A 25,424-nucleotide genomic window follows, 5' to 3' on the forward strand; every position below is an offset into this window, starting at 1 on the left:
TGGGTCACGGGTAGGAATTTCTTTTAATTGCTAATTATTAATTAGGGACTTCCAGAAAATAAAATATTCAATGGGTGAGAGCAAATATGAACATGGGATTTTTCCTCTCCTGCTTCCCCTACCTCCCCTACTCACCAAAGTGATTGTATATTTTTCTAGTTGGAAGTCCCTTAGTCGGAGAGGAGTTGGGGGTGAGGTCAAAACAGTCATCATCGAACTTACGTTAAATTAACTACTGACTATTTACAGACACTTGTGCTTCATAGTGCAATCTTGTAGCAATGCGGAATAATTCTTGACCTGTGTGTAAATATCGCTCATCGTAGTTCAATGGAAAGTAAGCCAACTCATCTAAACCATCGCTGACTTGATTTAGGCTGTAATATAGGTGAGCCGCAGTTCTCGCTAGACTGGGGGGATTGGGACGAGAACGAAAAATCGTTTGGGCTTGTTTGATATCTTCTCTACAGGCTGTTAAGTATTCTTGAAACTCATCTAATAATTTATCATCAAAAGGATCGGCAGCAAGTTCTTCGATTTGTTCTTCCAAGGAATCAAGAATATTTCCTAGTAGGCGATTAACTGGTTGATAAACTAGGCGTAGCCATTCTTCTATCTGCTCATCTACATCTTTACCACTCTTACGTTTTGATTGATAATTTTTCCCGGCTGATGCTGTGCGTTTTAGGCGATCGCTATTAAATGTTTGCGATTGATCTAGCAGTTTTTGATCATAATTAAGCCGACTTTGATTATCACCTAAAACTTCATAAGCAGCATTAATGCGGATAATTTCTTCGTGATTAGCTGTTTCCTGCTGACTATCAGGATGAAATAATTTTACCAAGCGGCGATAAGCTTGTTTAATTTCCGCTTGGCTTGCGTCAGACTTGACATTGAGAGTTTCGTAGTGATTGGAATTTTGCTGAGAATCGACCATTCATCTAAAATTTATCGTTAGCTAATGCTAGCAGTGATCTTTGCTTCTAAGTCTTGGAACAACGGAGTACTCAAATACCTTTCACCAAAACTAGGCTGAATCATCACAATTAATCGTCCTGCATTTTCGGGACGTTGTGCAACACGAATTGCTGCATATAAAGCAGCCCCGGTAGAAATACCAGATAGCAACCCTTCCTCTCTGGCTAAACGCCGTCCATAAGCGATCGCTTCTTCATCAGTGACTGTAATTACTTCATCAATCAATTGTAACTGAAGTACTTGCGGGACAAACCCAGCCCCAATTCCTTGGATTTTGTGGGGGCCTGGCCTACCTCCAGATAAAACTGGACTATTGGCAGGTTCCACAGCGATCGCCTTAAAATCAGGTTTTCGCTCTTTCATTACTTCCGCTACACCTGTGATCGTACCACCTGTACCCACCCCAGCGACAATCATATCCACTTTGCCATCAGTATCTTCCCAAATTTCTTCGGCGGTGGTTTCGTTATGCACTTTCGCATTAGCCGGATTGCGGAACTGCTGCAACATATAAGCATGAGGCGTAGTGTTAACTATCTCCTGCGCGCGCCGTATAGCCCCACTCATTCCTTCCATTCCTGGTGTCAGTTCTAATTCTGCCCCATAAGCCCGCAACATGGCTCGACGTTCACCACTCATCGTTTCTGGCATAGTTAAAATTAACCGATAACCCTTCGCTGCAGCTGCCATTGCCAGGGCAATACCAGTATTTCCCGATGTTGGTTCTACCAATACTGTCTTGCTGGGAGTAATCTGCTTTTCTTTCTCCGCCGCATTAATCATACTCACCCCAATTCTGTCTTTCACCGACGAGGATGGGTTCATACTCTCCAACTTCACCAAAATCTCTGCCACACATCCCTCAGCTTGAGGAATGCGATTTAACTGTACTAAAGGGGTACGACCAACAAGTTCTGTAATATTACGAGCAACCCGCATAATTTTTCCTTAGTTATTAGTCAATGGTCAATAGTCAATAGTCAATAGTCATTAGTCAATAGTCATTAGTCATTAGTCATTAGTCATTAGCAATTCTTACTCCCTCACTTGCTCACTCACTCCCTCACTCCCTCACTCAGCACGGGCTGAACGCCCCGCTTCCGCTAACAGCACTCATCACTCAGCACTCAGCACTCCCTCACTCCCTCACTCCCTCTCGACTAAATGTAATACATAACATCTAACTGCTTGCGAGAATCTCTCCTGTCACAAAGATCCTGAAGGCTATAATTTTGCAACACCGATTTTGCTGCCTGATTAGCTTCACACCAAATTTCTTCTATAACTGCAACATCTAAAGTCTGAGACTTGGCATTTTCATTTCCAGTTTGAGCATCTAAACCTTCTAAACATTCTAATATCTCAAAAACGCTAATTCTTCGAGGTTCTCGCGCTAAAAAATAGCCACCTCTTGATCCCCGTTGACTTTTGAGGATACCCCCACGCCTCAAAGTTGCTAATAGTTGCTCCAAATAGCGATCAGGTATATTTTGTTGGGCAGCGATTTGGCGAATTTGCATTGGTTCGCCACTTTGATAATGCGTCGCCATTTCTAATAAGGCAAGAATGGCATATTCCGATTTACAAGATAGTTCCACAAGCAAAAATATGAGTAGTCTTAACTTTCTCCAGTATACTCCGGTTCATGACTGGGGTTTTAAGATTAGTACTCTTGCCAGCAAAAAACCCCGCTATTAAACGGGGTTTTGCTTATTTAAGAATCTTGAATGAGTTTTGCCAGTCCTAGAAAGTGAAGGTGGTTCTCAGAGTACCGATAAACGCATCTGAGTTACTACCATCTTGACCAGGATTTGTCAAGTAGATAACGCCAGGAGTAATGGAAATGTTATCGGAAACGCGATACTTGTAGAAGCCTTCAACTTGGTAAGGAACTTCGTTAGAACCAGCTTCTACACCAAGCGCGTAAGGTTGAGCGCCTGCGAAAATACCTAAAACGTTGCCTCTCTTACCAAAGTCAGGTAAAGCTACCCCTACACCATAGCTCCAAACTTCTTTGTCGTTGTTTGGGCCAACACTGGTGACATCAGTGTAAGAAACGAAACCACTCACTGACAATTTATCACTGGGTCTGAATGCCGCCGACAAACCGTAGGAGTTAGTAGATGATGCGCTATTTAGCTCATTAGCGATTCTAGTACCAACTAAGGCGTTACCAGTATTGTAGATATTGCCGCCATCAAATAGGGTGCTACCTCCGCCACTGTAACCATGAACATAGGTTGCTGCTAAAGCTAGGCGATCGCCTACACTAAAGTTCAATTGACCCAATGCTGCATAGTTACCGTTAAACAACCCTGCACCAACACCAGGATTATTGGCTTCTGAACCCAAGTAACCTAGAGTTACAGAACTGGGGCGTAAAATACCGCCACCTTTACCAAAAGGTACGTTAACAGCAATACCTGCACCACCACCAATCCGATAAATTGGGTTTTCTGAGGAGAAGGTAGACAATGAACCGTTACCACCGTCAGTCTTATCAAAGAAGTAAGGGTTGTTAACGGCAGCGTATTGGCTGTGTTGTCCACCAGCAGCCGCAAGGTAAACTTGGGCTGGGCCGATGGGTGCTTCGTATGTCAATCTGTCTATTCTGACAGAGTTGTTACCAGTGCTACCAACTTGGAAAGTTTGTAGACCTTCACCACTGTCACCAGAACCAATAGTGTTACCCAGGTTGTCGTCACCCAAGTTAAAGTTTTGCGCATTACCAGCAGACAGACGAGTTGTTAACACATCTCTACCTGTGAAACTGCTTTGCAAGCTTAAACGGACTCTGTTTTGGAATACTGTATTGTTTCTGTCACCTGCATCATCACCAAAAGCATCAGTAACAGCAAAGATCGCTTCACCGACTAGTTTGGTGGTGGTAGAGAATTGGTTAGCTTCCAATTCCGCAGTCCGCGCTTCTAGAGCATCTACACGACCGCGTAGGGTGGCGAGTTCAGCTGAAAATTCTTCTTGTAAGCGTTGTAAGGTGGCTAAATCTTGTTTAGTTACTAAGTCTGCTGTAGCTGTAGCGATCAATTCATTGACTCGATCCAAACAAGCATTCAAACCAGCAGCGAATTCATAACGGGTTAAAGCACGGTTCCCACGATATGTACCGTTGGGATAACCAGCGATACAACCATAACGCTCAACCAAGGACTGTAATGCTTGGAATGCCCAATCCGTAGGTTGGACATCAGAAAACTGAGAAACTGATGTAACTTGACCTTGGGTGGTATTTCTACCTTCGTTGCTATAGCGGTTAACTTGGTCGATAACCTTTGTCTCATCAGTAATTGGAGCTGCTTGAGCTACAAATTCTGGTTGTTGAGCAACTTCGGTCGGAACTACTGTTTCATTGGTTGATACTTCTGGGCTAGTACTGGGAGCAGCGATCGCACCTGACGATACTAATAACGCTCCTAAAACTGCCGGGCTAACCACCAGGGATTTCCACAAGAGATTAGACATTTTTACTTTTCTCCTCACACCTTGTATAGACAAATGTTTTCGTTGCAACTGTTCTCAAAAATCTGACATCTGATAGACATCTTTTGATGAGGGGTAGTTACCACTACTACAATTCTAGTTTTTGCCAAGCTAACAACTGATTAACTTTATGTTAAAAATCGATGCAATTAACTTATGCAAAAACATACCCATATAGCTTATTATTATAGAGTATTTCAACCAGATGGCAAGCAACCAGTGATCGCCTCATCAACTGTCACAAGATATTGTGATATTTGCTCGAATATCGAGTACAAAATAGTCTCCTCTTACCAGAAGATAACTTAGTTGATTTGAGAAATGATCTCAGCCAGGTCGAAATCTTTTTGTGTCAAACCACCAGCATCATGAGTGGTTAGTGATACCTTGACTTTGTTATAAGAAATCTCTATGTCTGGATGATGGCCTGCTGACTCCGCAGGTTCTACAATCTTGTTAACGAATGCGATCGCTGTAATAAAGTCTTTGAATCTATAGGTAGTCTGCAACTTAGAACCTTCTACCGTCCACCCAGACAAATGACCAGATTGGGCTTGGATTTCTGCATCACTTAGTAGTTGAGCCATTGCCATCTCCTATTTACATATTCGTGTATCTTCCGCTTACACTTTGCGCATATTTTCTTTCTTTTGAGAGAAAAATATGCAATGACACGAATTTGATATGACTATCAATAAAAATTGGAATTTGCCTACAAAAAACTATCCGCTCTGATTTAGATCAGGTAATCTAAGTCAGAGCGGTCTAGCGGGTCTTCAGGTTGCAACCAGACTGCCGGAAGGAACTCCGAGCTTTAGCCTAGCTTTTGAGCTAACTTAGTCCAAAAGACTAAGGCTAACTTTTAGAGAACAGCCCCGGCGCACAGCCGGCTAACTGCAACCTGATGACCCATGGTTATACTACTTTCTATCATGGGCATCACCTCCTTGTTGCCTAAACGGTCTTAGTTTCAAAAAGGCAGAGAATTTATCTCTGGGCTTGAGCCTTCGATTAATATAACATACAAATTTGGAGACAATAACCAAAAAAAGAAAAACCTCCGCCAAAACGCGGAGGCTTTTAACACAATGGCAAGCAATGAATCTTAAATCATGCTTAGAGAGCATTACCGCGAGGTAGTACCTCTTCGGGGAATACAAATTTTTCGTGAGGCTGGTCTTGAGGAGCCATCCAAGCGCGGATACCCTCATTCAGCAAAATGTTCTTGGTATAGAAAGTTTCAAATTCGGGGTCTTCTGCCGCACGCAATTCTTGCGATACGAAGTCATAAGCCCGCAGGTTGAGTGCCAAACCGACGATACCGACAGCACTCATCCACAAACCTGTGACTGGTACGAACAACATGAAGAAGTGCAACCAGCGTTTGTTGGAGAAAGCAATCCCGAATATCTGTGACCAGAATCGGTTAGCTGTCACCATGGAATAGGTTTCTTCTGATTGGGTGGGGTTGAAGGCACGGAAGGTGTTTGCACCATCGCCGTCTTCAAACAGGGTGTTTTCTACTGTTGCCCCGTGGATGGCGCAAAGTAACGCTCCACCTAGGACACCTGCTACGCCCATCATGTGGAAGGGGTTGAGTGTCCAGTTGTGGAACCCTTGCAGGAATAGCAAGAACCGGAATATGGCTGCGACTCCAAAGCTGGGGGCGAAGAACCATGACGATTGTCCCAATGGGTACATCAAGAAGACGCTGACGAATACCGCGATGGGTGCTGAGAATGCTAGGGCGTTGTATGGTCTGATCCCTACTAGCCGCGCAATCTCAAATTGTCTGAGCATGAACCCGATTAATGCAAAGGCTCCGTGTAACGCTACGAATGGCCATAATCCTCCCAATTGAACCCAACGGGTAAAGTCTCCTTGGGCTTCTGGTCCCCACAACAGCAATAGCGAGTGTCCCATGCTGTCTGCTGGACTTGATACTGCTACTGTCAGGAAGTTGGCTCCTTCTAGGTAGGATGATGCTAGTCCGTGGGTGTACCAGGAGGTGACGAAGGTTGTGCCGGTTAGCCAACCGCCTAGTGCTAGGAAGGCGCAGGGGAATAGTAATACTCCTGACCAGCCTACGAATACGAAGCGATCGCGCTTTAACCAGTCGTCTAGTACGTCAAACCACCCTCTGCTGGGGGCGCGTCCTACTGCGATGGTCATTACAAAAAATCTCCAGATATTATAAGTACTGCTCTGTAGATAGACAGGCGTTAACACCCGATCACATACAGAAAACAAACTAGATTGTCAATCTAGTTTACAATTTTTTACTGACTCTAATAATTCTAGATGCAAATCGCTAATTTTTCCAGTAAATATTCTGGAAAATTTAATCTGGGAATACGAAAATTATCGAAGATCAGTGGATGAGGAGTCATTGGTCAATGGTCATTAGTCATTAGTCAATGGTCAATGGTCAATGGTCATTAGCATTTCTTCTTCAACCCTGCACCCCTGCCAAATCAGTTACCAGTTAACAGTTATCAGTTACCAGTTAATAAACGTTCACTGTTCACTGTTCACACCCTCACTCTTTACTCAGCACGGGCTGCATCGCCCCGCTACCGCTAACAGCACTCAGCACTCCCCCATTCTCTATTCTCATAACGCTAAAATGAGTCCTACAGTTATATGTGATTACTGCTAAATGTTTAACATTGACTTGAGCATCAGAAATACTGCTTTCCCCATATCAGTGCAACGTAAGACAGCAGAGGACGCGGAGGCTGTTTATCAGCTTATCTTGGCAGCCATCCGTTCTGGCAACCCTGACATTGTGGAACTGAAATGTGAGGGCAAAACAGAGAAAAAGATTGCTGTCCGTGCTAGTGAAATTTCTGGGGTACAGATTACTCAGAAAGATGGTGTTACCACAAGCAGTGGTAGACCACCTGGATTTTTTGCTCTAGCTGGTGAATAACCCAAGGTAGACAAATGGCGGACGTGGGCATTTTTGTCAAAGATTTAAATTTCAGTTGGCCTAATGGTGAGATAGCGATTCAATCTTGCTCTCTGAAAGTACCTCAAGGTGAATTCTGGATGCTTTTGGGGACTAATGGCAGTGGTAAATCTACATTACTCCGACTCTTAGCTGGGCTTTTGGCTCCTCAATCTGGAGAAATTAAGGTTTTACATCCCGTGGGTTTTGTCTTCCAAAATCCTGATCACCAATTGGTGATGCCGACTGTTGGTGCTGATGTGGCTTTTGGACTGGTAGAAGAAAAACTGCCAGTGACGATGGTGAGAGCCAGAGTAGATGAGGCTTTGAGTGCAGTCAATTTGAGCGCTCTCCAGCTACGTCCAATTTATGCCTTGAGTGGAGGACAAAAACAGCGTGTTGCTATTGCTGGTGCGATCGCTCGTCGCTGTGAGATTCTCTTATTAGATGAACCCACAGCCTTACTTGACCCAGATAGCCAACTGGATTTAGTCGCTAGCGTCCGCCGCCTTGTGAAAAGTAGGGGTATCACAGCGTTATGGGTTACTCACCGCTTAGACGAATTAAACTACTGTGATGGCGCTTTCTTGTTAGAAAAAGGCCGTTTAGTAGACCAAGGCGAACCCCAACGCCTTAAACAACGCTTGATGGAAGTTGAACAAGTGAGAGAGTGAGGTAGTGCTGAGTGCTGTTAGCGGTAGCGGGGCGATGCAGCCCGTGCTGAGTAAGGGAGTGAGTAAGAATTGCTAATGACTATTGACCATTGACCATTGACCATTGACCATTGACTATTAATCAGTAATTTATAACAACTGCAACGCGCTGCTTGATGGCGCGTTTGTTGTGATTAGAGCTTTTTAGCGTAAAGTTTGCAATAAAATTGCGTTTTTTAGCTATTTGTAACATAGTGTTACAGCTAATGCTTCAATTACTATAAAACTTATGAATGGATCTTGTTAACTCTATAAAATCGTGATTGAAAACCATGCCCCGTTCCTCATTCCCAGCCGTCTTGTTGGTAGACGGCTACAATATAATAGGCGCTTGGCCTTGTCTGAAAAAAACACGTGATAAAGATGGCTTAGAGGCTGCACGTTTGGAACTTGTGGAAGCAATGACCAGCTACAGCTCATTTCAAGGTTATGAGACGCAAATAGTTTTTGATGCTCATTACCAAAACACTGGCAGTAATAAGGAAGTTATTACAGAATTAGTTTCAGTCCATTACACAGATTTTGGACAAACCGCAGATACCTATATTGAAAAAATTTGTGCGTCTTTGCGCCCTCAAATGTCCTCACAGAGGATTTTTCGCGTTATTGTTGCTACATCAGATCGCGCACAGCAGTTAACCGTACAAGGGTATGGGGCTGAATGGTTGTCAGCACAACAACTCTGTGGGGAAGTGGAAACTACAGTTTGTCGGATGCGGCAAAAATATCAAACTCGCAAACAATCTAAGAGCAGATTTTTGGCTAGTGCCATCGATGCTCAAGCACGGCAACGACTAGCTGAATTGCGGATGGGATTTAAGTAGATACTAGCATTCAACAATCTTGAATCTCTCATCAGAGACGATTTTGGCTGCAATATTCCAGACAAAACAGCATTGGCAAAAAAGATCGTTCAAGTACTTGCCAAATTCTATGACCTACGTTAATATGATAAATCGTGAGAGCAAACTTTCCTCAGTAGCTCAGTGGTAGAGCGATCGACTGTTAATCGATTGGTCGCTGGTTCGAATCCGGCCTGGGGAGTTAAAATAAGTGTGTAAAACTGAAGTATCAAACTTCATGTTTTTTAGCAATGAGATTCAAAAACCTTTGTTGCAAGATTCGAGTGTAACTTTTTTCATTTATGTATCATATGAGGCTTGTACTCAAGTGGTGTTAGTATTACAACAAAGACTGCGATCGCAACTTGAACAAGAACCCTAAAGATTTTTTAGTAGAGAATGAAAATCCTTACTAGACAATGCCAGAGCTAAACTAGCAGCTTTTGTCAATGCAAATGCACAAGATTTAGACAGCAGTTAAGTAAACTTGATTATTGATATAAAAAAATGAAAAGCATTTTTAACACAATATTTTCAAGTATATCTGTGTCTTGGGGAATCTATTTTGTGGCTTTGATAGTCAATACACCCGTATTTGCTATTGATAACCCACAGATATCTAATGGTTTACTTCCCAGAGAACCAAACTTTTTTAGCCAGGGTAGAGAACAGTTTGAAGCAGAAATCAGACTTTTATTTCATAAAAGCCTAATGTCTCCAAGTAGTATCTTAAAAGGTATTCCAGATACAATAAAAACTCAAGAACAGCTATTGCCTCTAGAAAATCCTCGCTCCTCACCTGTGGATACTAATAAATCTGAGTTGAATCAAATTGTTGATCACAGGGAAAATTAGAGTTTAAGACATAGATGACTTTTAACTTATGTAAAAGATGAATTGCTAACCTAAACAAGGTTCAATTGTAGCTAAAATCGACTTTGCTAGTGTGTGAAAATCGTAACCACCTTCTAAACCAAATAAAATTTTTCGCGTTATTCCTAAACAATAATTAGTGAATAAACCATAATCTTCTGGTTGCAAATTAACACTGGCTAGAGGATCATCAGCATTGCCATCATAACCAGCACTAACAATGAGTAAATCTGGTTGAAAATCAGTTAAAAATGGGATAATCTTTTTTTCCCACAATGGCTGATAGACTGAGATATCACTACCAGGCGGTACGGGTAGATTCAGTACGTTATCATGAAAACCACGCTCTGTAGCTCTGCCAGTACCAGGATAACAGGGATATTGATGGAGAGAACAATAGGCAATTTGCGGGTGAGTTTCCACGATCGCCTGAGTACCGTTACCATGATGTACATCCCAATCGAGAATAGCAACGCGATTGATTCCTGGTTGTTCTAAGGCATAAAAAGCAGCGATCGCCGCATTAGAAAATAAACAAAACCCCATCCCTGCATCACTTTCAGCATGATGTCCTGGTGGACGTGCGAGAACAAAAGCCGAATTTGCTGTTGTCAGTACGGTATCAATTCCATCTAACCAAGCACTCACAGCGAGTAACGCCACATCATAACTACGAGGAGATATGGGAGTATCACCATCCAAATACCCACCACCAGTAGTAGCGATTTCCCTGACCTTATTGATGTATCCTGGACTATGAGCTTTTACCAAAAGCGGCATGAGAGAGGCGTTTTCTAGTGCTGGTGTCGGCTCATACCAAGCAATTTTTTTAGCAAAGACAGCATTCTTTAGGGCATAAACAATTGCTGTCAAACGTTCTGGTTTTTCTGGATGGTAGTTTCCAGTTTTATGATCTAAAAACTCATCAGAATAAATGACTGGTAGCATAAGTGGGAGATTGGCAGCAAGATACTGAATGACATTGTATCCTTACTACTCTTTTGCGAAACCAGTCATCTCATCATTTGGTTCATCCAACATTTCTGGTACTAACGCTGGGTTAGTTTTGCGTTCTTCGGGAGGCTGTTCTCGAATTACATCATCCATTTTTGCAGGATGCTTAATTTTGTCCAAGACTTCTGGACTTAATTGTGAGTCATCTGGATTCATGTTCTGTGCTTGGCTCGGAACAGTCTCTTGATTCATGATTATTAACTCAAACATACACGCACTAGCTTAAACTTTGGTATTGCTGACACACACTGTCTGAAGGCTGATCAACTCACTATCTTGAGGCTAAAGATACTGTATCCAGGTTAAAGAGTATTACCATAAGAAATATCAAGAATCCGTAACATTTAATTTATTACGTTAGGAAATCAGTAGTGCTACCAAACAATAGCGATCGCCCAGATCAACCTCAACGCTGGAAGTTTTTGCAACTTTTTGGACTAGTAAGGCGTAATCCTTTGGTAATTTCGCGGTGGGTGTTTCGCTGGGTGGTGGTAGGGATTGTTTGTGGTTTATTTGCTGGTTTGTACTGGAATATTTTGGAATTCATGACTCACCAACTGCAACGATTTGAGGGTGTGAGTCTGCTAATTGTCATGCCAATAGCAGGATTAATTATTGGCTTGGTAATTCATTTTTTAGGCAATCCAGGGGAAATTGCTGTGATTGTCGATAATATCCATTTTCGCGGTGGGCGCTTGGATGCGCGTAAAAACCCGGCCATGCTTCTGGCTTCTTTGGTGAGTATAGCGGCTGGAGGAAGCGCCGGCCCAGAAGCGCCACTGGTACAAGTTACGGGTTCTTTTGGGACGTGGGTAGGCGATCGCTTGCAACTCCAAGGCGAAGATTTTCGCTCCATGAGTTTAGCGGCGATGGCGGCTGGCTTTACTGCCTTGTTTGGTTCACCCTTGGGTGGGGCGATGTTTGCCTTAGAGATTCTGCACCATCAGCATATTGTCGAGTACTACGAAGCCTTGATGCCAGCTATCGTATCGAGTTGTGCTAGTTATCTGGTATTTGCTTTGATCACTCACTTAGGAATTGCGCCCACTTGGCACTTTCCCCAATACCGTTTAGAAAATGTCGATGATTTTATTGTGGCAGTTCTCTTGGGGGTTGTAGGGGCGATCGCCGGATGGGTGTTTATGGTAATTTTTCGTGGCTGTGACAGACTGTTGACGATGATTCCCAGCCCTGTATATGTACGTACTACTGTAGCAGGATTAGGATTAGGGATTTTAGCAGCTTTATTACCCTTAACTCGTTATTTTGGACATGAAGAATTAGATGCAGTTCTGACTACTAGTTTTTCTGGAGTTTTTCTCTTAGTTCTAGCGTTGGGTAAAATGACAGCCATCAGTGTGACAGTCACTGGTGGATGGCGTGGTGGGTTTATTATCCCTTTATTTTTCACTGGTGCTTGTATTGGTAAAGCCGTAGCAATTTTAGTTCCGGGACTGAATCCAGCACTGGCGATGATTTGCACAATGGCGGCTATTAATGCAGCCGTGACCCGCACACCAATAAGTACAACTTTATTGTTAGCAAAATTGACTAATTTTCATCCTTTCACGCCAATCCTTTTTGCTAGCTTAGTGGGATTTTTTCTAGCGCCAAAAGCTCCTTTAATAGCATCTCAACTCAAGACACAGCAATATTTTGAAGAAGTAGAAAAATAAAATTTTACAGACAAAAAAGTCTTTTAATTTTTAATTGTAATTAAGTAAACACAATCAACTTAATTACAACAACATTTTTGACGGTTTTGATGAGGAACTAACCCGGCAGACTACGGCAATATTGTGTTAGAATTATAGCAAAATATGGCAATTATTCAAGAGAAATTTGGCATAATTTTGCGCTTTGTCAAGTGAGAAGGCTAAAATCTAAATTTTTTGGAGTTTTTTAGGTTATGACAACCTCACAGGAGAGGATTATCCCAACTGATCTGCGGAACGAAATGTCCCGGTCTTATCTGGAATACGCCATGAGTGTGATAGTAGGTAGGGCGCTACCAGATGCCAGGGATGGTCTAAAACCTGTGCATCGTCGCATCCTCTACGCTATGCACGAGCTGGGATTAACTCACGATCGCCCGTTTCGGAAATGCGCCCGTGTGGTGGGGGAAGTGTTGGGTAAATATCACCCCCACGGCGATACAGCAGTGTATGATGCCTTGGTGCGGATGGCGCAGGATTTTTCCATGCGATCGCCCCTGATTAACGGACATGGTAACTTCGGTTCTGTAGATAACGATCCCCCGGCGGCGATGCGTTATACAGAATGTCGCTTGCAAGCCTTAACCAGTGCTGCCCTCCTGCAAGACATCGAATCGGAAACAGTAGATTTTGCTGACAACTTCGACGGTTCCCAACAAGAACCAACAGTTCTACCGTCCCGCATCCCCCAGTTACTACTCAATGGTTCCTCTGGGATTGCTGTGGGTATGGCAACCAATATTCCTCCCCACAACTTAGGCGAATTGATTGATGGATTAGTAGCACTGATTCATAATCCAGAAATCACCGATATCCAGTTGATGCAGCAACACATCCACGGGCCAGACTTCCCGACAGGGGCATTGATTTTGGGGACAGCCGGGATTAAAGAAGCCTACACCACCGGACGCGGTTCGATCACCATGCGTGGTGTCGCTAATATTGAAACAGTGGAACAACGGGGACGGCCAGATAGAGAAGCCATCATTGTTACAGCATTACCATACCAAACCAACAAAGCTGCCCTGATCGAAAAAATTGCCGAGTTGGTGAACGACAAGCGAATTGAAGGAATTGCAGATATCCGTGATGAAAGCGATCGCGATGGGATGCGTATCGTCATCGAACTCAAGCGCGATGCTTATCCTCGTGTGGTGTTGAACAACCTCTACAAGCAAACACCAATCCAAGCCAACTTTGGGGCGAATATGTTGGCCCTCGTGGACGGTGAACCCCAAACCCTCACCATCAAGCAATTCTTAGAAGTCTTCCTCGACTTCCGGATCGAATCCATCAACAGGCGTACCCGTTACGAACTGCGGAAAGCGGAAGAACGCGACCACATTTTACAAGGTTTATTAATTGCCCTGGCACAGCTAGACGCAATCATTAATTTGATTCGTCATGCACCCGATGCACCCACAGCCAAAGGGGAGCTAATTACCACCTACGGACTGTCGGAAGTGCAAGCCGATGCCATTTTACAAATGCAGCTACGGCGGTTAACTGCTCTAGAAGCCGACAAAATCCGTCAAGAACACGAAGATTTACAAAACCAAATTGCCGATTTACAAGATATTTTGGCACGACGGGAAAGGGTATTAGACATTGTTGAAACCGAAATTACCCAAATCAAAACTAGCTTTGCCACACCTCGGCGGACAGTCATTACTCATGGTGAAGGCGACATCGATGATCAAGACCTAATTGCTAACGAAAAAGCCATAATTTTGGTGACAGAGCAAGGTTACATCAAACGGATGCCTGTCAACACCTTTGAAGCTCAAAGCCGTGCCACCAGAGGCAAAGCCGCCGCCAAAGTCAAAGATGATGATACTGTTGAACATTTCTTGACTTGTTGCGATCATGACAGCGTTTTATTCTTTAGCGATCGCGGTGTCGTCTACTGCTTGAAAGCCTATCAAATCCCCGTTAGTTCTCGCACCAGTCGCGGTACACCCATCGTCCAATTACTCCCCATTCCCAAAGAGGAAAAAATCACCTCCATCGTCCCTGTGGATGAGTTTACCAGTGAAGAATATCTGGTCATGCTCACCAAAGGCGGCAACATTAAGAAAACAGAATTAGCAGCCTTTAGTAATATTCGCGCCAACGGCTTAATTGCTATCTCTTTAGAAGAAGGTGATCAACTGCGGTGGGTACGTCGTGCCAGAGTCGAAGACAGCATAATTGTTGGTTCTCGTCAAGGTATGGCCATTCACTTTAGATGTACCCACGAACAACTCCGTCCTCTGGGTAGAGCGACTCGTGGCGTAAAATCCATGAAACTGAAAAAAGGTGATGAATTAGTGGGGATGGATATTCTCCCGGCGGCAATTTTAGAGACCTTGAACACCGAGGAAGTAGAAATCGACGAGATGGAAACCGAAGAGATCGAAACCACCGAAGAAACTGCAGAAGTGGCAGAAGTTGCCGATAACAATAGTGGTGGCCCTTGGGTGTTGGTAATCACAACAGGAGGATACGGTAAGCGCGTACCGGTTGGGCAATTCCGCCTACAAAATCGAGCTGGTCAAGGTTTGATGGCTACCAAATTTAAAAACCGCAAAACTAAAGACCAATTAGCCACTCTCGGTATCGTCAACAACGATAATGAAATCATGATGGTGACAAATCGGGGGATCATTATTCGGCAAGCTGTGAATGCAATTTCTATCCAATCGCGATCGGCCACTGGTGTAAGAGTCCAACGCCTCGACGAAGACGATGCAATTACCGGAGTAGCAATAGTTCCCCCCGATACAGGCGATGCGGCAGAAGCTGAATAAATATCAGGGAGATCGGCTAATATCCTTACTCCCTGCTCTAATTGCCTTAACTAGTGGCATTTTCATGGGGCTAACCGTAGCCCCTTTTGGCGCATGGTTCCTAGCGTGGATTGCCCTAACTCCCCTGTGGATATTCATAGTTATTTCCGCCAAGAGAAAAAACCCATCTCCCCCTCCCCTTCTCCTTGGCCTACTCTGGGGTATCGGTTATCACAGCGTTGCCCTATTTTGGATCACTGGCATTCATCCTATGGATTGGCTAGGCGTTCCCTGGTGGCCAAGCTTGGCCATCACAGGATTTTGCTGGTCATTCGTCAGCCTTTACGGAGGAGTATTCGTTGCTATTTGGGCAGCTTGTTTGGTGCGTCTTGCCCAGCAAAAAACCTGGTCACGTATCCTTGTGGCTACAGCTATATGGTGCGGATTAGAGAGCCTTTGGAGTGCGGGGCCTTTGTGGTGGAGTTCCCTAGCTTATACCCAATCTCCTCACAACTTAGTCATTTTACACCTTGGGCAACTATCCGGGCCGAATTTTGTCACAGCAGCACTGGTGAGTGTCAATGGTTTAATTGCTGAAGCTTGGATCAATCGTCAAGATGCCGCACCCATTCGCCTAGTGAATAAATATTTAGCAGTAGCGGTAGGATTATTAATTACTCTACATCTAATTGGTTTTATCTTATACACTCGTCCGATTGCCCAACCCCCAGCTACAGCTTTAAAAGTGGGTATTGTTCAAGGCAATATCCCCAACAAAATGAAGCTGTTGCCCCAAGGAGTTCGCCGGGCGATTACAGGTTACACAGAAGGGTATTTAACTTTGGTAAATCAAGGCGTAGAGGCAGTTTTAACACCAGAAGGAGCATTACCTTTTTTTCAACGTGATTTAGCTACAACTCCTCTAGTATCGGCTATTCAGAAAAAAGGCATCGTTGCTTGGGTAGGAGCTTTTGGTGAAAAAGGACGCAGTTATACCAACAGCTTATTTACTATCAACAGTAAAGGCGAAGTTATTAGCCGCTATGATAAAGCCAAACTAGTACCTTTAGGAGAATATATTCCCTTTGAAGGAATTATTGGTGGCTTGATTCAGCGCTTGTCTCCACTGGATGAACATCAAGTTCCCGGTTCACCAAATCAAGTTTTTGACACGCCTTTTGGTCGGGCGATTGTGGGGATATGTTACGAATCTGCTTTTCCCCAAGTTTTTCGTCGGCAAGCAGCAATTGGTGGAGAATTTATCCTGAGTGCGTCCAATGATGCTCATTACAGTGCGGCTATGCCATTCCAGCACCATGCTCAGGATATCATGCGGGCAATTGAAACTGATAGATGGTCAGTGCGGGCAACAAATACAGGCTATTCAGCTTTTGTTGATCCCCACGGTAAAACTTTGTGGATGTCTGGATACAATGTTTACGCAACTCATGCAGCAACTATTTATCGCCGCCAAACACAAACTTTATACGTGCGTTGGGGGGATTGGTTGACCCCTTTATTATTTGGTTTAAGTGCGTTGTCTCAATTCGTAATTAAGACTAGAGAATTATGATTGAGTTGATATGGTCACTGATTGTGATTCACAGAGGGGTTATGGTATGGAAAGCTTAGAGCAACGCAAGTTGTTATCTGCACTGAGTCATGGGGCGATATTTTTTAGTTCGACGATAGTGTCTATTGGTATACCTATTGCCATTTTGTTGCTGAGTGAAGATTCTGTTGTCAAAGCTAATGCTAAAGAATCGTTGAATTTTCACATCAACCTTTACATCTACGGAATTATTTTTGCTTTGCTGATTTTCGTAGTCATTGGCTTTTTTCTGTTGATTGGCTTAGGAGTGATCAGTATTATCATGCCAATCATCGCCATTATCAAAGTTCTCAATGAGCCGAATGTGCCGTATCGCTATCCGTTTATTTTTCGTTTGGTGTAATTAATGCTGAGTTACGAGTGAAGATCCTCACTCAGTACTCAGCACGGACTTATCCTTATTCACTGATCACTGAAGCACAAGCTTGAGCAGCTTGCCATAGTTTATGTAAGAAGAACTCTGTGCGATCGCTCATCATCGTGACGAACACACCATCAGCATCTTCTGCACCATCTGATAGCCAACTACCACGCAGAGTAACCTCTAGATACTCAGGATCACAAACCGACAGATCAATGATTTCACTGTCAGCACGTTTAGCTTCTGCCTTGAGTGCTTCAATTCCTGGTAAATCCACAGGTAGCAAAAAGGACGCGGTGCTAGGTGCAACACATAAATTTTGACTAAGACGTAGTGCTAAGATGACTCTTTGTCCTACCCATTCCTCTAGGGACATTGTTGAACACTCTAAATAAAAGCTGTTTTCCGTGTAAATTAATTTCAGCATTCCTTCTGCTCTCCTGTTATTCCAGGTTTGCTTGCACATCGATCCAGAACTGTGTGGCACTGTCACGCCAAGCTTCACTAACTGCAAAGGCTACCGCCGGATGGACTGGTGCTTTCGGTTTGTGACGTAATGGCATCCCCGCTTCTGTGGGAGTGCGATCGCCTTTACGTGAGTTACATCTAGCACAAGCTGCAACTACGTTATCCCAAGTGTGAGAACCACCTCTAGACTTAGGAATGACGTGATCTAGCGTCAGACGTTTATTGCTACCGCAATATTGACAACTATGATGATCTCGTCGCAAAACCTCCCGCCGATTCACAGGTGGAACTTTCCATGTCCGTTCAATAGAAGCGATTGTTAAGCGAATATGTTTTGGAACATCAACTATCAAACTAGGTGAATGAACTCGCCATCCCTTGTCTGTAGAACCAACTAAAGGTTCAGCCTTGTTGGTAATTAATAGTGCGATCGCTCGCTTGATATTGACTCGACACAGTGGTAAGTAATTTTGCGAAAATACCACCACAGATTGCTCTAACACTGGCATTGCGATAGCCACAGCTTTACTTTCACTCCTGAATAAAAAACCCCCGCTTCTGGTTTGAGTGAAGCGGGGGTGAAAAATTGACCTAACAGTTTTTCGGTCTTATTTTGGTACAGCATCTCTCTGTCTGTACCTCCCGCTTCTTGTGTCTAGTTGTGGTTTGGCATTCAGCCCATCAATAATGACCGATATAAAGTCATGATTCTCATATGTGATTTGCCCAATATTTTGGCTACCATCGCCCATAAATAAATACTCCACTCCCACAGCGCTTGATTCCCAACTGGCTCGGTAGTTGGTGGGGCGCAAAGAAGTAGAGTTTGAGTAAATGGGTTTCACAGAAAATTTCACCTATTGAACATTCCTTTAAACATACTACACTTGTATTACTATCCTGTCCATACTTCAAGGAGAAAAATCATGCACACGATCGCTCGCACCCCAACCACCGATATGGAAGTTACTAGCATCCGTTTAGAGCGAGAACTCAAAGAAAAACTCAAAGAAATAGCTGGCAATCAGGGATATCAGGCACTCATCCGCGATATCCTCTGGAACTATGTGCAGCAAAAATCAGGTGAGTGGAAACCGCGATTTTCCCGAGCCGATATTCGAGCAAGTATAGCCGCCACAGCTCAACAAGAAGAACGTTGTGTACTTACAGGTCAACTAATCCAACCCCAAGAACCAATGTTACTAGGACTAACCAGAAATGGCGATATGGTTCCTTTAAGTGTCGAGAGTTTAGCTGGCTAGTTCTGGATTCAGGTAGATGTAGCGTAATTGAACATAGTAATTACGCTGCGTCTACCACTTCATCTGATATCAAGCCAATGAAATTAAATATTAAAATAATATTTTTTTATTAATTATCTCTATTCTATTCAAAAAATAAATGAAAGCACCACTGTTGCTTCCCCTACACCCCTAAACCCATGTTCCTTCAACAGTACTAATGCGGTTAGTCGAAACGCTATTAGGGTCTGAAATCCAGAGAAATTACGGTTTATGTATAGTTATAAACAAGATATTCTGATTCCAAGTCATTTTATCGGTTCTGTACTATCCAGCCAAATATCCTTTGGCTAAGGCATTCTGGTAAACTTGGAAAACAATTATAGATTATGTATAAATTAGTTTAATACACTGGTAACTTGGTCATCTGGGATAGAAAGGGGCTATAACAGATGGTAGAAAATTTTCATCAAAAATTTCCCATCTATCAGGTGCAGCTACACAACTAACGGTGAATAATATGCCAAAAAGTTGGGTGCATAAACAATGGGGTCATTATTTAAGAGCATATTAGAAATGAAAAAGCGTTTATTATTGCCGCCACAGTCCCCCGAACACCCAGAGCGACTAAAACCATACCCAGTCAAACTGATGCAGCATCAGGAACAAACAGCCCCAGAGTTGGCACACAAGATTAATCACATCATTGCTAATAGTCGAGCAACGGCATTGATGCTGCAAGAAATTGCCGAATTGGTAGGGCTTGCCGCAAATGTAGATTGTTGCTGCTTGGTGACAGTGACTAACGATGAATCAACCGAACCTACAACCGCTAGTTGGTGTTCTGATGAATATCTAGGAATACCGCTTCCCCATGAAATGTTCTCAATGGAACGATTTCTCATGGAATTACTAGTTTTGCAATGTGCAGCAGAACCACGCAGTATCGATGAGATTTCTGTCATCCGCGAGAGTTTAGCCATTGGATGTCAAAATTTACCTTTACCAGTCAAGGCAGTTTTAGCCATACCGACTCAATTTGGTGGGATAAATAATGGTGTAATTAGTCTGATTAAGTTCCAACCTTATGATTGGCATGAGTCAGAAAAACAAATCCTCAAGACAATCGAATCGTCTTGTGCGATCGCTTTCTCTCAAGTGACACAAGCACAGTTGATTGCTTCTCAGCAACAATATTTACAAAAGAGCAACCAACACCAAAGTTTAATTCGACAATTAACTGTATTAAGTCGTAGCAACTTGGAGTTAAATCAAATGCTCCAACTGGCAATAGCATCTACAGCCGAATCTTTACAAGCAGATCGGGGTTTACTCATCCTGTTGAAGTATACAGATCCATTGTTTAGAACTCCAGCGAGAAGACAAATTCCCCAAGCCAAAGCTGATGTTGTCGGTGAGTGGCGACGGGAAAAAACTAATTCCTCTGATATCTCATCTGAATCTTTCTTCTTGGCTGATTGTGGGTTATGTCAACGGGTGTTTGTCGAGCCGGGAAGACCAGTTATTATTAACGATTACACTCATCTACAAGATACTTCTACAGTAGCCCCACTGTTTTCTATTACCCAATTGCCAGCTGTATTGTTAATGCCACTGGAAAATCAAGGTAAAATCCTCGGTTTTTTAGTGCTACAGCAATCTGTGGCACGTAACTGGCAAACAGCCGAACTCAACTTAGTAGAAATGGTTTGCGCTCAAGTCAGCAATGCCATTATTCAATCAAAAACGTTGCGGCAAGTGCAAACTCTAGTAGACGAACGGACAGCAAAATTGCAAAGTAGCCTGGAATTACAAAACAGATTGCGTGAAAGAACAAAGCAATATGTAGAACAACTCCGGGAACTGAACCAGTTTAAAGATGAATTTATCAGCAATATCAGCGATCGCTTGCGTCATCCCCTGACAAATATGCGGATGTCGATTAAGAATTTACGTTTACCGGGAATTACTCCAGAACGCCAAGGAAGATACTTAGATATTCTCGAAAACGAATGTACTAAGGAAATTAATTTAATCAATGACTTGCTGATGCTGCAAAAGTTAGAGTCAGAGCAAGAACCACCACGCTTTGAAACTATTGATTTAAATACCAGAATTAAAGAAATAAGCAATTCTTTAGCTCCAAGACTGGAAAGTAAAGGATTAACCATAAATTTAGACATTACAAATGAGCCGTTAAAGCTGCAAACAGAATTGGAGAGTGTTGACCGCATCCTCCAAGAGTTATTAAATAATGCTCATACGTACTCAGAGCGTGATACTATCATTCACCTGCACACTAGTCACCAAGTTAATCAACTTGTCGATCAAGTTATGATCAAAGTGACGAATACAGGACGTGGCATCTCCGAAGAAGAGGCTACCTACATATTTGATAGGTTCCGTCGCGGTAGAGGAGGTCGCTGGACTCCAGGGACAGGACTGGGACTAGCTTTAGTGAAGTCCTTGGTGCAGCACTTAAATGGAGCGATCGCTGTTGAGAGTACCCCTATCCCTAATTCTCAACTGAGCGAAATCTGCTTCACTCTGACTTTGCCCCAGTTTTCTGATGAAAGCAAACCATATTCTGAAAGTGACTAAACAATACAACACCACAGAAGACTTGGAATTTAACTCTGATGTCGATGGCGAATTAGATGCAGATAATTTGCCATCTGTAGAAATCCAAGTGGAGAAAATTGCCGAACGACAACGGCAGATTACTGCCAGAGTCCACATTCCTCAACCAGTGGAACAAGTCTGGAAGGTATTGACGGATTATGAAGCCTTAGCTGAATTTATTCCCAACTTGGCTAAGAGTTGTGTACTAGATCATCCCAACGGCGGTATCCGACTCGAACAAATCGGCTCTCAGCGTTTACTCAATTTTAATTTTTGCGCCCGCGTGGTTCTGGATTTGCAAGAATGCTTCCCAAACGCAATTAATTTCCAGATGGTAGAAGGAGATTTTAAGGGTTTTTCGGGGAGTTGGTGTCTGGAACCTCTGGGAGTTGGTGAGGTGAGTGGGACTAATCTCTGCTACACCATTCAAGTTTGGCCAAGGATGACTATGCCCATCGCTATTGTTGAGCGTCGTCTTAGTACTGATTTAAAGGCTAACTTGCTGGCGATTTATCGGCGTGTTGAGCATTTAGCTCAGATCAGTGTTTAGGTTTAAGTTTCCCTCAAAATGATTTGAGGGAGCTTTTTTTAAACGCAGAGGCATGCTGAGGTAAGCGCAGAAGATGAAAGGAGGTTTGTAAGTTTTCTGCGTTTTGCTATTAGGTTTTTAAATACCCCCAGGGGAATTCGAATCCCCGTTACCTCCGTGAAAGGGAGGTGTCCTAGGCCTCTAGACGATGGGGGCATCAATCTCAGACCTTTTATAAATTAACGGATTTTTTAGGTTGTGTCAATAGCCTTGGTGAAAAAAACAGCAGGACGGGGGGAGGGAGGGAGTCAAATCAATTCAAAATGACGCGACGCTCCTGCGTCGCTAACGCTGCGCTATCGCGGACTCGCTAACGCTGCGCTAACAAAATTCAAAATTCAAAATGGGAGAAGGGGACAAGGGGATAAGGGAACAAGGAGACAAGGCAAATGACTAATGACTATTGACCAATGACCAATAACTAATGACCATTGACTAATGACTATTGACCATTGACCATCTATTATCTTCACTTTCTCTGGCTAATCAGTTACAAATGTAGTGTTGTGAACAACTAGGTATGAAAAAACGTCTAAATTTTTCCAGGTATACATGGTCTAATGTTGTAACCTGTAAAAATGTTGTTTACTGTTCTTTACAAAGGATTTTGAAAGGAATAGCTCAAAATCTCCCCTATGGAAGCATCATTTGAAGTCACTGTACAGATAGCGATCGCTGTGTTTGCAGGCATTGGCGCACAAGTTTTGGCGGCGTATTTGCGTGTACCTAGTATCGTTTTATTGCTGCTGTTGGGTATTGTGCTTGGTGCTGATGGGGTGGGATTGTTACATCCCCAATTGCTAGGCACGGGGCTAGAAGTGATTGTTGCTCTAGCAACGGCAATCATTCTGTTTGAGGGTGGACTAAATTTAGATTTGCGAGAGTTGGGTAGAGTTTCTCTGAGTCTACAATTGCTCGTCACCTTGGGAACGTTGATTACTCTCCTGGGAGGGAGTATGGCGGCTCACTGGTTGGGTGAGTTTCCTTGGAATATTGCTTTTCTCTACGCTTCTATCGTCGTAGTGACAGGGCCTACGGTGATCAGCCCTCTGCTGAAACAAATTAATGTTGATCGGCAAGTGGCGACGCTGTTAGAAGGGGAAGGTGTGCTGATTGACCCTGTAGGGGCTATCCTCGCTTTCGTTGTCCTAGATACCATCGTTAACGGTGATGCAGACCCAGTTAATGCGATTATAGGTCTGATCATGCGGTTGGGGGTTGGGGCGGCGATTGGGGCGGCTGGAGGTTATTTCATGAGTCTAATCTTCAAACGCGCTAATTTTCTCTCATCTGAGTTGAAAAATTTGGTGGTCTTGGCTGTTTTGTGGAGTCTGTTTACTCTGGCGCAAATGATTCGTTCGGAAGCGGGGGTGATGACAACTGTGGTTGCCGGGATTGTATTTGCTAACTCCTCTGTGCCGGAGGAACGTTCTTTACGTAGTTTTAAAGGTCAATTGACGACGCTAGGTGTTTCTGTACTCTTCATTCTCCTGGCGGCTGATTTGTCAATTGCTAGTGTGTTTGCTTTGGGTTGGGGGAGTTTATGGACGGTTTTAGTGCTGATGATGGTGGTTCGCCCGATCAATATTTTGTTGTGTACTTGGAATAGTGATTTAAACTGGCGACAAAAGCTATTTTTAAGCTGGGTTGCCCCTAGAGGGATTGTTTCGGCTTCGGTTGCTTCTTTGTTTGCGATTTTGTTAACCCAGCGTGGGATCAATGGTGGTGATGCGATCAAAGCTTTGGTCTTTTTGACCATTATTATGACGGTGGTTTGTCAAGGACTGACAGCAGGTTGGGTGGCAAAATGCTTGCAAATCACGTCACAACAAGCTAAAGGGGCTGTGATTGTGGGTTGCAATCCGTTGAGTTTGTTGATTGCGCGATTCTTTCAAGAACGGGGGGAAAATGTTGTCCTCATTGACACTGATCCTGAATGTGTCGCCCAAGCGGAAGCGCAAAACATTCGCATAATTGCCAGTAGTGCCTTGGATGGTGAGGTTTTAGCAGAGGCGGGACTAGCTTCTATGGGAACTTTTTTAGCGATGACTAGTAATGGTGAGGTCAATTTTGTCTTAGCAGAACGAGCATCTGAGGAATTTAATCCCCCACGAGTTTTAGCTGTTTTTCCCCGTGATCCCCAAGCGAATGGTGCTGCTAATAGTAAAATTCAGCAAGCTTTTGTCTCAGATTTAGCGATTAAAACTTGGAATGAATATGTAAATGATGGACGGGTGAAATTGGGTACAACTACCCTCAACGCATCGGAATTTGCTAGTCAACAGGGGCATATCCAAGACAAAATTCGGGCTGGGGTATTAGTGCCTTTGTTGGTAGAAAGGGCAGAACGCCTACAAATTTTACCAGCCAACCAAGACTGGGAAGTAGGCGATCGCATTATCTACTTGTTACACGATCCCAGACCGAATTTATTAAAACGTCTATCTGGTGCTAGTCAATCCACACCGCTAGTTCTAGAAAAGTTGCCAGAAGTGGAAGAACGACCTTTGGCAAGATTACCTCAACTTTCCGCTAGTGAGGTTCCAGGAATTTGATCCAGATCCTCTATGACTTCTGTATACATTTGCCGTTCTTGCCAAATTAAGGCTGCTAAATGTATCACTGCCAAAATTATGGCAACAGGGGAAATCAGGTAATTATGTAAAGTGTCTAGATGCAGAACTGTGAGACTGCTAATAGCTCCACCACCTGTGATGATATCTCGCAGTTGTGTACCGATGAGAGGAATCGCTTCAATATTGCCTAACTCGATATTAAAACGCCAGTATCCTTCTTGAGTCCAGTCTAAAATCATTGCTGTCCAATCAAGAGCGATCGCACTTAGGGTAAACAAAATGCCACTTACCCAAGCAATCAACCAACTTTTACGGAATTGTCTACCCAAGAACATGACAACAATTTGTGCCAGGGCTATGACAATCATGGCATTTCCCGCCAGATCATGCGCTCTATGGAATAACCAACCATAGGCTACTTGTGTATCAATCATTTTTAATGATCTATAAGCTCCGCCTGCCGTCGGTTCGTAATAGAAAGATAATAAAATTCCCGTAGACACATAGATCAGGCACAGGGAAAGAATTACGACCGATAATATCGTTGCTATTCGTCGCAGAATTCTATCAAATTGGGTGCTTTGCATAGCTCACCCCTCCC

At 43.4% G+C, this 25,424-nt stretch carries 25 protein-coding genes and 2 tRNA genes; 14 read left to right on the plus strand and 13 right to left on the minus strand.

Going from position 1 to position 25,424, the window contains the following annotated elements:
• Window positions 1–232: 232 nt before the first annotated feature.
• The 6 genes from FD725_RS07055 to psbD all read right to left on the minus strand — a co-directional run bounded on the left by FD725_RS07055 (window position 233) and on the right by psbD (window position 6,651).
• Window positions 233–940 carry a J domain-containing protein gene (locus FD725_RS07055; RefSeq protein WP_179047461.1) on the minus strand — a complete coding sequence of 236 codons (708 nt, stop codon included), beginning with the start codon at window positions 938–940 and terminating at the stop codon, window positions 233–235.
• A 17-nt stretch (window positions 941–957) separates the two neighbouring features.
• Window positions 958–1,920, minus strand: a complete 963-nt coding sequence (cysK, locus tag FD725_RS07060; RefSeq protein ID WP_179047462.1) for a cysteine synthase A — start codon at window positions 1,918–1,920, stop codon at window positions 958–960.
• 221 nt (window positions 1,921–2,141) lie between these two features.
• The gene (locus tag FD725_RS07065; RefSeq protein ID WP_179047463.1) at window positions 2,142–2,579 is read right to left on the minus strand and encodes an Rrf2 family transcriptional regulator; all 438 of its coding nucleotides are present in this window, start codon (window positions 2,577–2,579) and stop codon (window positions 2,142–2,144) included.
• A 145-nt stretch (window positions 2,580–2,724) separates the two neighbouring features.
• Window positions 2,725–4,461, minus strand: coding sequence for an iron uptake porin (locus FD725_RS07070; protein WP_179047464.1), 1,737 nt, complete (start codon window positions 4,459–4,461; stop codon window positions 2,725–2,727).
• A gap of 323 nt (window positions 4,462–4,784) precedes the next feature.
• Window positions 4,785–5,066 carry a 4a-hydroxytetrahydrobiopterin dehydratase gene (locus tag FD725_RS07075; RefSeq protein ID WP_179047465.1) on the minus strand — a complete coding sequence of 94 codons (282 nt, stop codon included), beginning with the start codon at window positions 5,064–5,066 and terminating at the stop codon, window positions 4,785–4,787.
• 529 nt (window positions 5,067–5,595) lie between these two features.
• Window positions 5,596–6,651: a photosystem II D2 protein (photosystem q(a) protein) gene (gene psbD, locus FD725_RS07080; RefSeq protein ID WP_179047466.1), complete on the minus strand. Its 1,056-nt coding sequence runs from the start codon at window positions 6,649–6,651 to the stop codon at window positions 5,596–5,598.
• A 487-nt stretch (window positions 6,652–7,138) separates the two neighbouring features.
• Between psbD and FD725_RS07085 the strand changes: the two genes are divergently transcribed.
• The 6 genes from FD725_RS07085 (at window position 7,139) to FD725_RS07110 (ending at window position 9,839) form a co-directional block, all read left to right on the plus strand.
• The gene (locus tag FD725_RS07085; protein ID WP_179047467.1) at window positions 7,139–7,411 is read left to right on the plus strand and encodes a hypothetical protein; all 273 of its coding nucleotides are present in this window, start codon (window positions 7,139–7,141) and stop codon (window positions 7,409–7,411) included.
• Window positions 7,412–7,425: 14 nt separating this feature from the next.
• A complete protein-coding gene (locus tag FD725_RS07090) occupies window positions 7,426–8,103 on the plus strand; it encodes an ABC transporter ATP-binding protein (RefSeq protein ID WP_179047468.1) in 678 nt (225 codons plus the stop codon).
• A gap of 311 nt (window positions 8,104–8,414) precedes the next feature.
• A complete protein-coding gene (locus FD725_RS07095) occupies window positions 8,415–8,966 on the plus strand; it encodes an NYN domain-containing protein (RefSeq protein WP_179047469.1) in 552 nt (183 codons plus the stop codon).
• 148 nt (window positions 8,967–9,114) lie between these two features.
• Window positions 9,115–9,186, plus strand: a tRNA-Asn gene (locus FD725_RS07100).
• A 36-nt stretch (window positions 9,187–9,222) separates the two neighbouring features.
• Entirely contained in the window at window positions 9,223–9,366 is a 144-nt protein-coding gene (locus FD725_RS07105) for a hypothetical protein (protein WP_179047470.1), read from the plus strand.
• Between the two features lie 125 nt (window positions 9,367–9,491).
• Window positions 9,492–9,839, plus strand: coding sequence for a hypothetical protein (locus FD725_RS07110; protein ID WP_179047471.1), 348 nt, complete (start codon window positions 9,492–9,494; stop codon window positions 9,837–9,839).
• A gap of 45 nt (window positions 9,840–9,884) precedes the next feature.
• Here FD725_RS07110 and FD725_RS07115 read toward each other — a convergent pair whose 3' ends face one another.
• Both FD725_RS07115 and FD725_RS07120 read right to left on the minus strand, forming a co-directional pair.
• Window positions 9,885–10,805 (minus strand): histone deacetylase, encoded by a 921-nt coding sequence (locus FD725_RS07115; RefSeq protein WP_179047472.1) that lies wholly within the window; start codon window positions 10,803–10,805, stop codon window positions 9,885–9,887.
• Window positions 10,806–10,850: 45 nt separating this feature from the next.
• A complete protein-coding gene (locus FD725_RS07120; RefSeq protein ID WP_179047473.1) occupies window positions 10,851–11,063 on the minus strand; it encodes a hypothetical protein in 213 nt (70 codons plus the stop codon).
• A 179-nt stretch (window positions 11,064–11,242) separates the two neighbouring features.
• On the opposite strand from FD725_RS07120, the gene FD725_RS07125 reads away from it, so the two are divergent.
• The 4 genes from FD725_RS07125 (at window position 11,243) to FD725_RS07140 (ending at window position 17,309) form a co-directional block, all read left to right on the plus strand.
• Complete coding sequence (locus tag FD725_RS07125) at window positions 11,243–12,547, plus strand: chloride channel protein (protein WP_179047474.1); 1,305 nt, start codon at window positions 11,243–11,245, stop codon at window positions 12,545–12,547.
• Window positions 12,548–12,780: 233 nt separating this feature from the next.
• Window positions 12,781–15,375 carry a DNA topoisomerase (ATP-hydrolyzing) subunit A gene (gene gyrA, locus FD725_RS07130; RefSeq protein WP_179047475.1) on the plus strand — a complete coding sequence of 865 codons (2,595 nt, stop codon included), beginning with the start codon at window positions 12,781–12,783 and terminating at the stop codon, window positions 15,373–15,375.
• Window positions 15,356–16,927 carry an apolipoprotein N-acyltransferase gene (gene lnt, locus FD725_RS07135; RefSeq protein WP_179047476.1) on the plus strand — a complete coding sequence of 524 codons (1,572 nt, stop codon included), beginning with the start codon at window positions 15,356–15,358 and terminating at the stop codon, window positions 16,925–16,927. The genes gyrA and lnt overlap by 20 nt, the downstream gene beginning before the upstream one ends.
• Window positions 16,928–16,973: 46 nt before the next feature.
• Complete coding sequence (locus tag FD725_RS07140; protein WP_179051462.1) at window positions 16,974–17,309, plus strand: DUF4870 domain-containing protein; 336 nt, start codon at window positions 16,974–16,976, stop codon at window positions 17,307–17,309.
• A 55-nt stretch (window positions 17,310–17,364) separates the two neighbouring features.
• Here FD725_RS07140 and FD725_RS07145 read toward each other — a convergent pair whose 3' ends face one another.
• From FD725_RS07145 to FD725_RS07155, 3 genes are all read right to left on the minus strand, one after another.
• Window positions 17,365–17,754: an alr0857 family protein gene (locus FD725_RS07145; RefSeq protein WP_179047477.1), complete on the minus strand. Its 390-nt coding sequence runs from the start codon at window positions 17,752–17,754 to the stop codon at window positions 17,365–17,367.
• A gap of 16 nt (window positions 17,755–17,770) precedes the next feature.
• On the minus strand, window positions 17,771–18,316 hold the full coding sequence (locus FD725_RS07150; protein ID WP_179047478.1) for an HNH endonuclease: 546 nt from the start codon (window positions 18,314–18,316) through the stop codon (window positions 17,771–17,773).
• An 87-nt stretch (window positions 18,317–18,403) separates the two neighbouring features.
• On the minus strand, window positions 18,404–18,652 hold the full coding sequence (locus tag FD725_RS07155; protein WP_179047479.1) for a hypothetical protein: 249 nt from the start codon (window positions 18,650–18,652) through the stop codon (window positions 18,404–18,406).
• A 69-nt stretch (window positions 18,653–18,721) separates the two neighbouring features.
• On the opposite strand from FD725_RS07155, the gene FD725_RS07160 reads away from it, so the two are divergent.
• The 3 genes from FD725_RS07160 (at window position 18,722) to FD725_RS07170 (ending at window position 22,208) form a co-directional block, all read left to right on the plus strand.
• On the plus strand, window positions 18,722–19,057 hold the full coding sequence (locus tag FD725_RS07160; protein ID WP_179047480.1) for a hypothetical protein: 336 nt from the start codon (window positions 18,722–18,724) through the stop codon (window positions 19,055–19,057).
• A gap of 555 nt (window positions 19,058–19,612) precedes the next feature.
• Window positions 19,613–21,637: a GAF domain-containing sensor histidine kinase gene (locus FD725_RS07165; protein ID WP_179047481.1), complete on the plus strand. Its 2,025-nt coding sequence runs from the start codon at window positions 19,613–19,615 to the stop codon at window positions 21,635–21,637.
• Complete coding sequence (locus tag FD725_RS07170) at window positions 21,606–22,208, plus strand: SRPBCC family protein (RefSeq protein WP_179047482.1); 603 nt, start codon at window positions 21,606–21,608, stop codon at window positions 22,206–22,208. Before FD725_RS07165 ends, FD725_RS07170 begins: the two co-directional genes overlap by 32 nt.
• Window positions 22,209–22,330: 122 nt before the next feature.
• Here the strand turns inward: FD725_RS07170 and FD725_RS07175 are convergent.
• Window positions 22,331–22,403: transfer RNA gene (locus FD725_RS07175), tRNA-Glu, on the minus strand.
• A 479-nt stretch (window positions 22,404–22,882) separates the two neighbouring features.
• Between FD725_RS07175 and FD725_RS07180 the strand changes: the two genes are divergently transcribed.
• The gene (locus FD725_RS07180) at window positions 22,883–24,802 is read left to right on the plus strand and encodes a sodium:proton antiporter (protein ID WP_179047483.1); all 1,920 of its coding nucleotides are present in this window, start codon (window positions 22,883–22,885) and stop codon (window positions 24,800–24,802) included.
• Here FD725_RS07180 and FD725_RS07185 read toward each other — a convergent pair.
• Window positions 24,769–25,410 (minus strand): cytochrome b N-terminal domain-containing protein, encoded by a 642-nt coding sequence (locus tag FD725_RS07185; RefSeq protein ID WP_179047484.1) that lies wholly within the window; start codon window positions 25,408–25,410, stop codon window positions 24,769–24,771. The two genes, FD725_RS07180 and FD725_RS07185, sit on opposite strands and share 34 nt — an antisense overlap.
• Between the last annotated feature and the right edge of the window lie 14 nt (window positions 25,411–25,424).

It is taken from the genome of Nostoc sp. TCL26-01 (assembly GCF_013393945.1).
Classification (GTDB): Bacteria; Cyanobacteriota; Cyanobacteriia; order Cyanobacteriales; family Nostocaceae; genus Trichormus.

Bases quoted from the DNA above. Each gene is read 5' to 3' on its own strand.
- FD725_RS07055 (WP_179047461.1), bottom strand. From the start codon at position 940: ATGGTCGATTCTCAGCAAAATTCCAATCACTACGAAACTCTCAATGTC.
- cysK (WP_179047462.1), bottom strand. From the start codon at position 1,920: ATGCGGGTTGCTCGTAATATTACAGAACTTGTTGGTCGTACCCCTTTA.
- FD725_RS07070 (WP_179047464.1), bottom strand. From the start codon at position 4,461: ATGTCTAATCTCTTGTGGAAATCCCTGGTGGTTAGCCCGGCAGTTTTA.
- FD725_RS07075 (WP_179047465.1), bottom strand. From the start codon at position 5,066: ATGGCTCAACTACTAAGTGATGCAGAAATCCAAGCCCAATCTGGTCAT.
- psbD (WP_179047466.1), bottom strand. From the start codon at position 6,651: ATGACCATCGCAGTAGGACGCGCCCCCAGCAGAGGGTGGTTTGACGTA.
- FD725_RS07085 (WP_179047467.1), top strand. From the start codon at position 7,139: ATGTTTAACATTGACTTGAGCATCAGAAATACTGCTTTCCCCATATCA.
- FD725_RS07090 (WP_179047468.1), top strand. From the start codon at position 7,426: ATGGCGGACGTGGGCATTTTTGTCAAAGATTTAAATTTCAGTTGGCCT.
- FD725_RS07095 (WP_179047469.1), top strand. From the start codon at position 8,415: ATGCCCCGTTCCTCATTCCCAGCCGTCTTGTTGGTAGACGGCTACAAT.
- FD725_RS07105 (WP_179047470.1), top strand. From the start codon at position 9,223: ATGTTTTTTAGCAATGAGATTCAAAAACCTTTGTTGCAAGATTCGAGT.
- FD725_RS07110 (WP_179047471.1), top strand. From the start codon at position 9,492: ATGAAAAGCATTTTTAACACAATATTTTCAAGTATATCTGTGTCTTGG.
- FD725_RS07115 (WP_179047472.1), bottom strand. From the start codon at position 10,805: ATGCTACCAGTCATTTATTCTGATGAGTTTTTAGATCATAAAACTGGA.
- FD725_RS07120 (WP_179047473.1), bottom strand. From the start codon at position 11,063: ATGAATCAAGAGACTGTTCCGAGCCAAGCACAGAACATGAATCCAGAT.
- gyrA (WP_179047475.1), top strand. From the start codon at position 12,781: ATGACAACCTCACAGGAGAGGATTATCCCAACTGATCTGCGGAACGAA.
- lnt (WP_179047476.1), top strand. From the start codon at position 15,356: ATGCGGCAGAAGCTGAATAAATATCAGGGAGATCGGCTAATATCCTTA.
- FD725_RS07140 (WP_179051462.1), top strand. From the start codon at position 16,974: ATGGAAAGCTTAGAGCAACGCAAGTTGTTATCTGCACTGAGTCATGGG.
- FD725_RS07145 (WP_179047477.1), bottom strand. From the start codon at position 17,754: ATGCTGAAATTAATTTACACGGAAAACAGCTTTTATTTAGAGTGTTCA.
- FD725_RS07160 (WP_179047480.1), top strand. From the start codon at position 18,722: ATGCACACGATCGCTCGCACCCCAACCACCGATATGGAAGTTACTAGC.
- FD725_RS07165 (WP_179047481.1), top strand. From the start codon at position 19,613: ATGAAAAAGCGTTTATTATTGCCGCCACAGTCCCCCGAACACCCAGAG.
- FD725_RS07170 (WP_179047482.1), top strand. From the start codon at position 21,606: ATGAAAGCAAACCATATTCTGAAAGTGACTAAACAATACAACACCACA.
- FD725_RS07180 (WP_179047483.1), top strand. From the start codon at position 22,883: ATGGAAGCATCATTTGAAGTCACTGTACAGATAGCGATCGCTGTGTTT.
- FD725_RS07185 (WP_179047484.1), bottom strand. From the start codon at position 25,410: ATGCAAAGCACCCAATTTGATAGAATTCTGCGACGAATAGCAACGATA.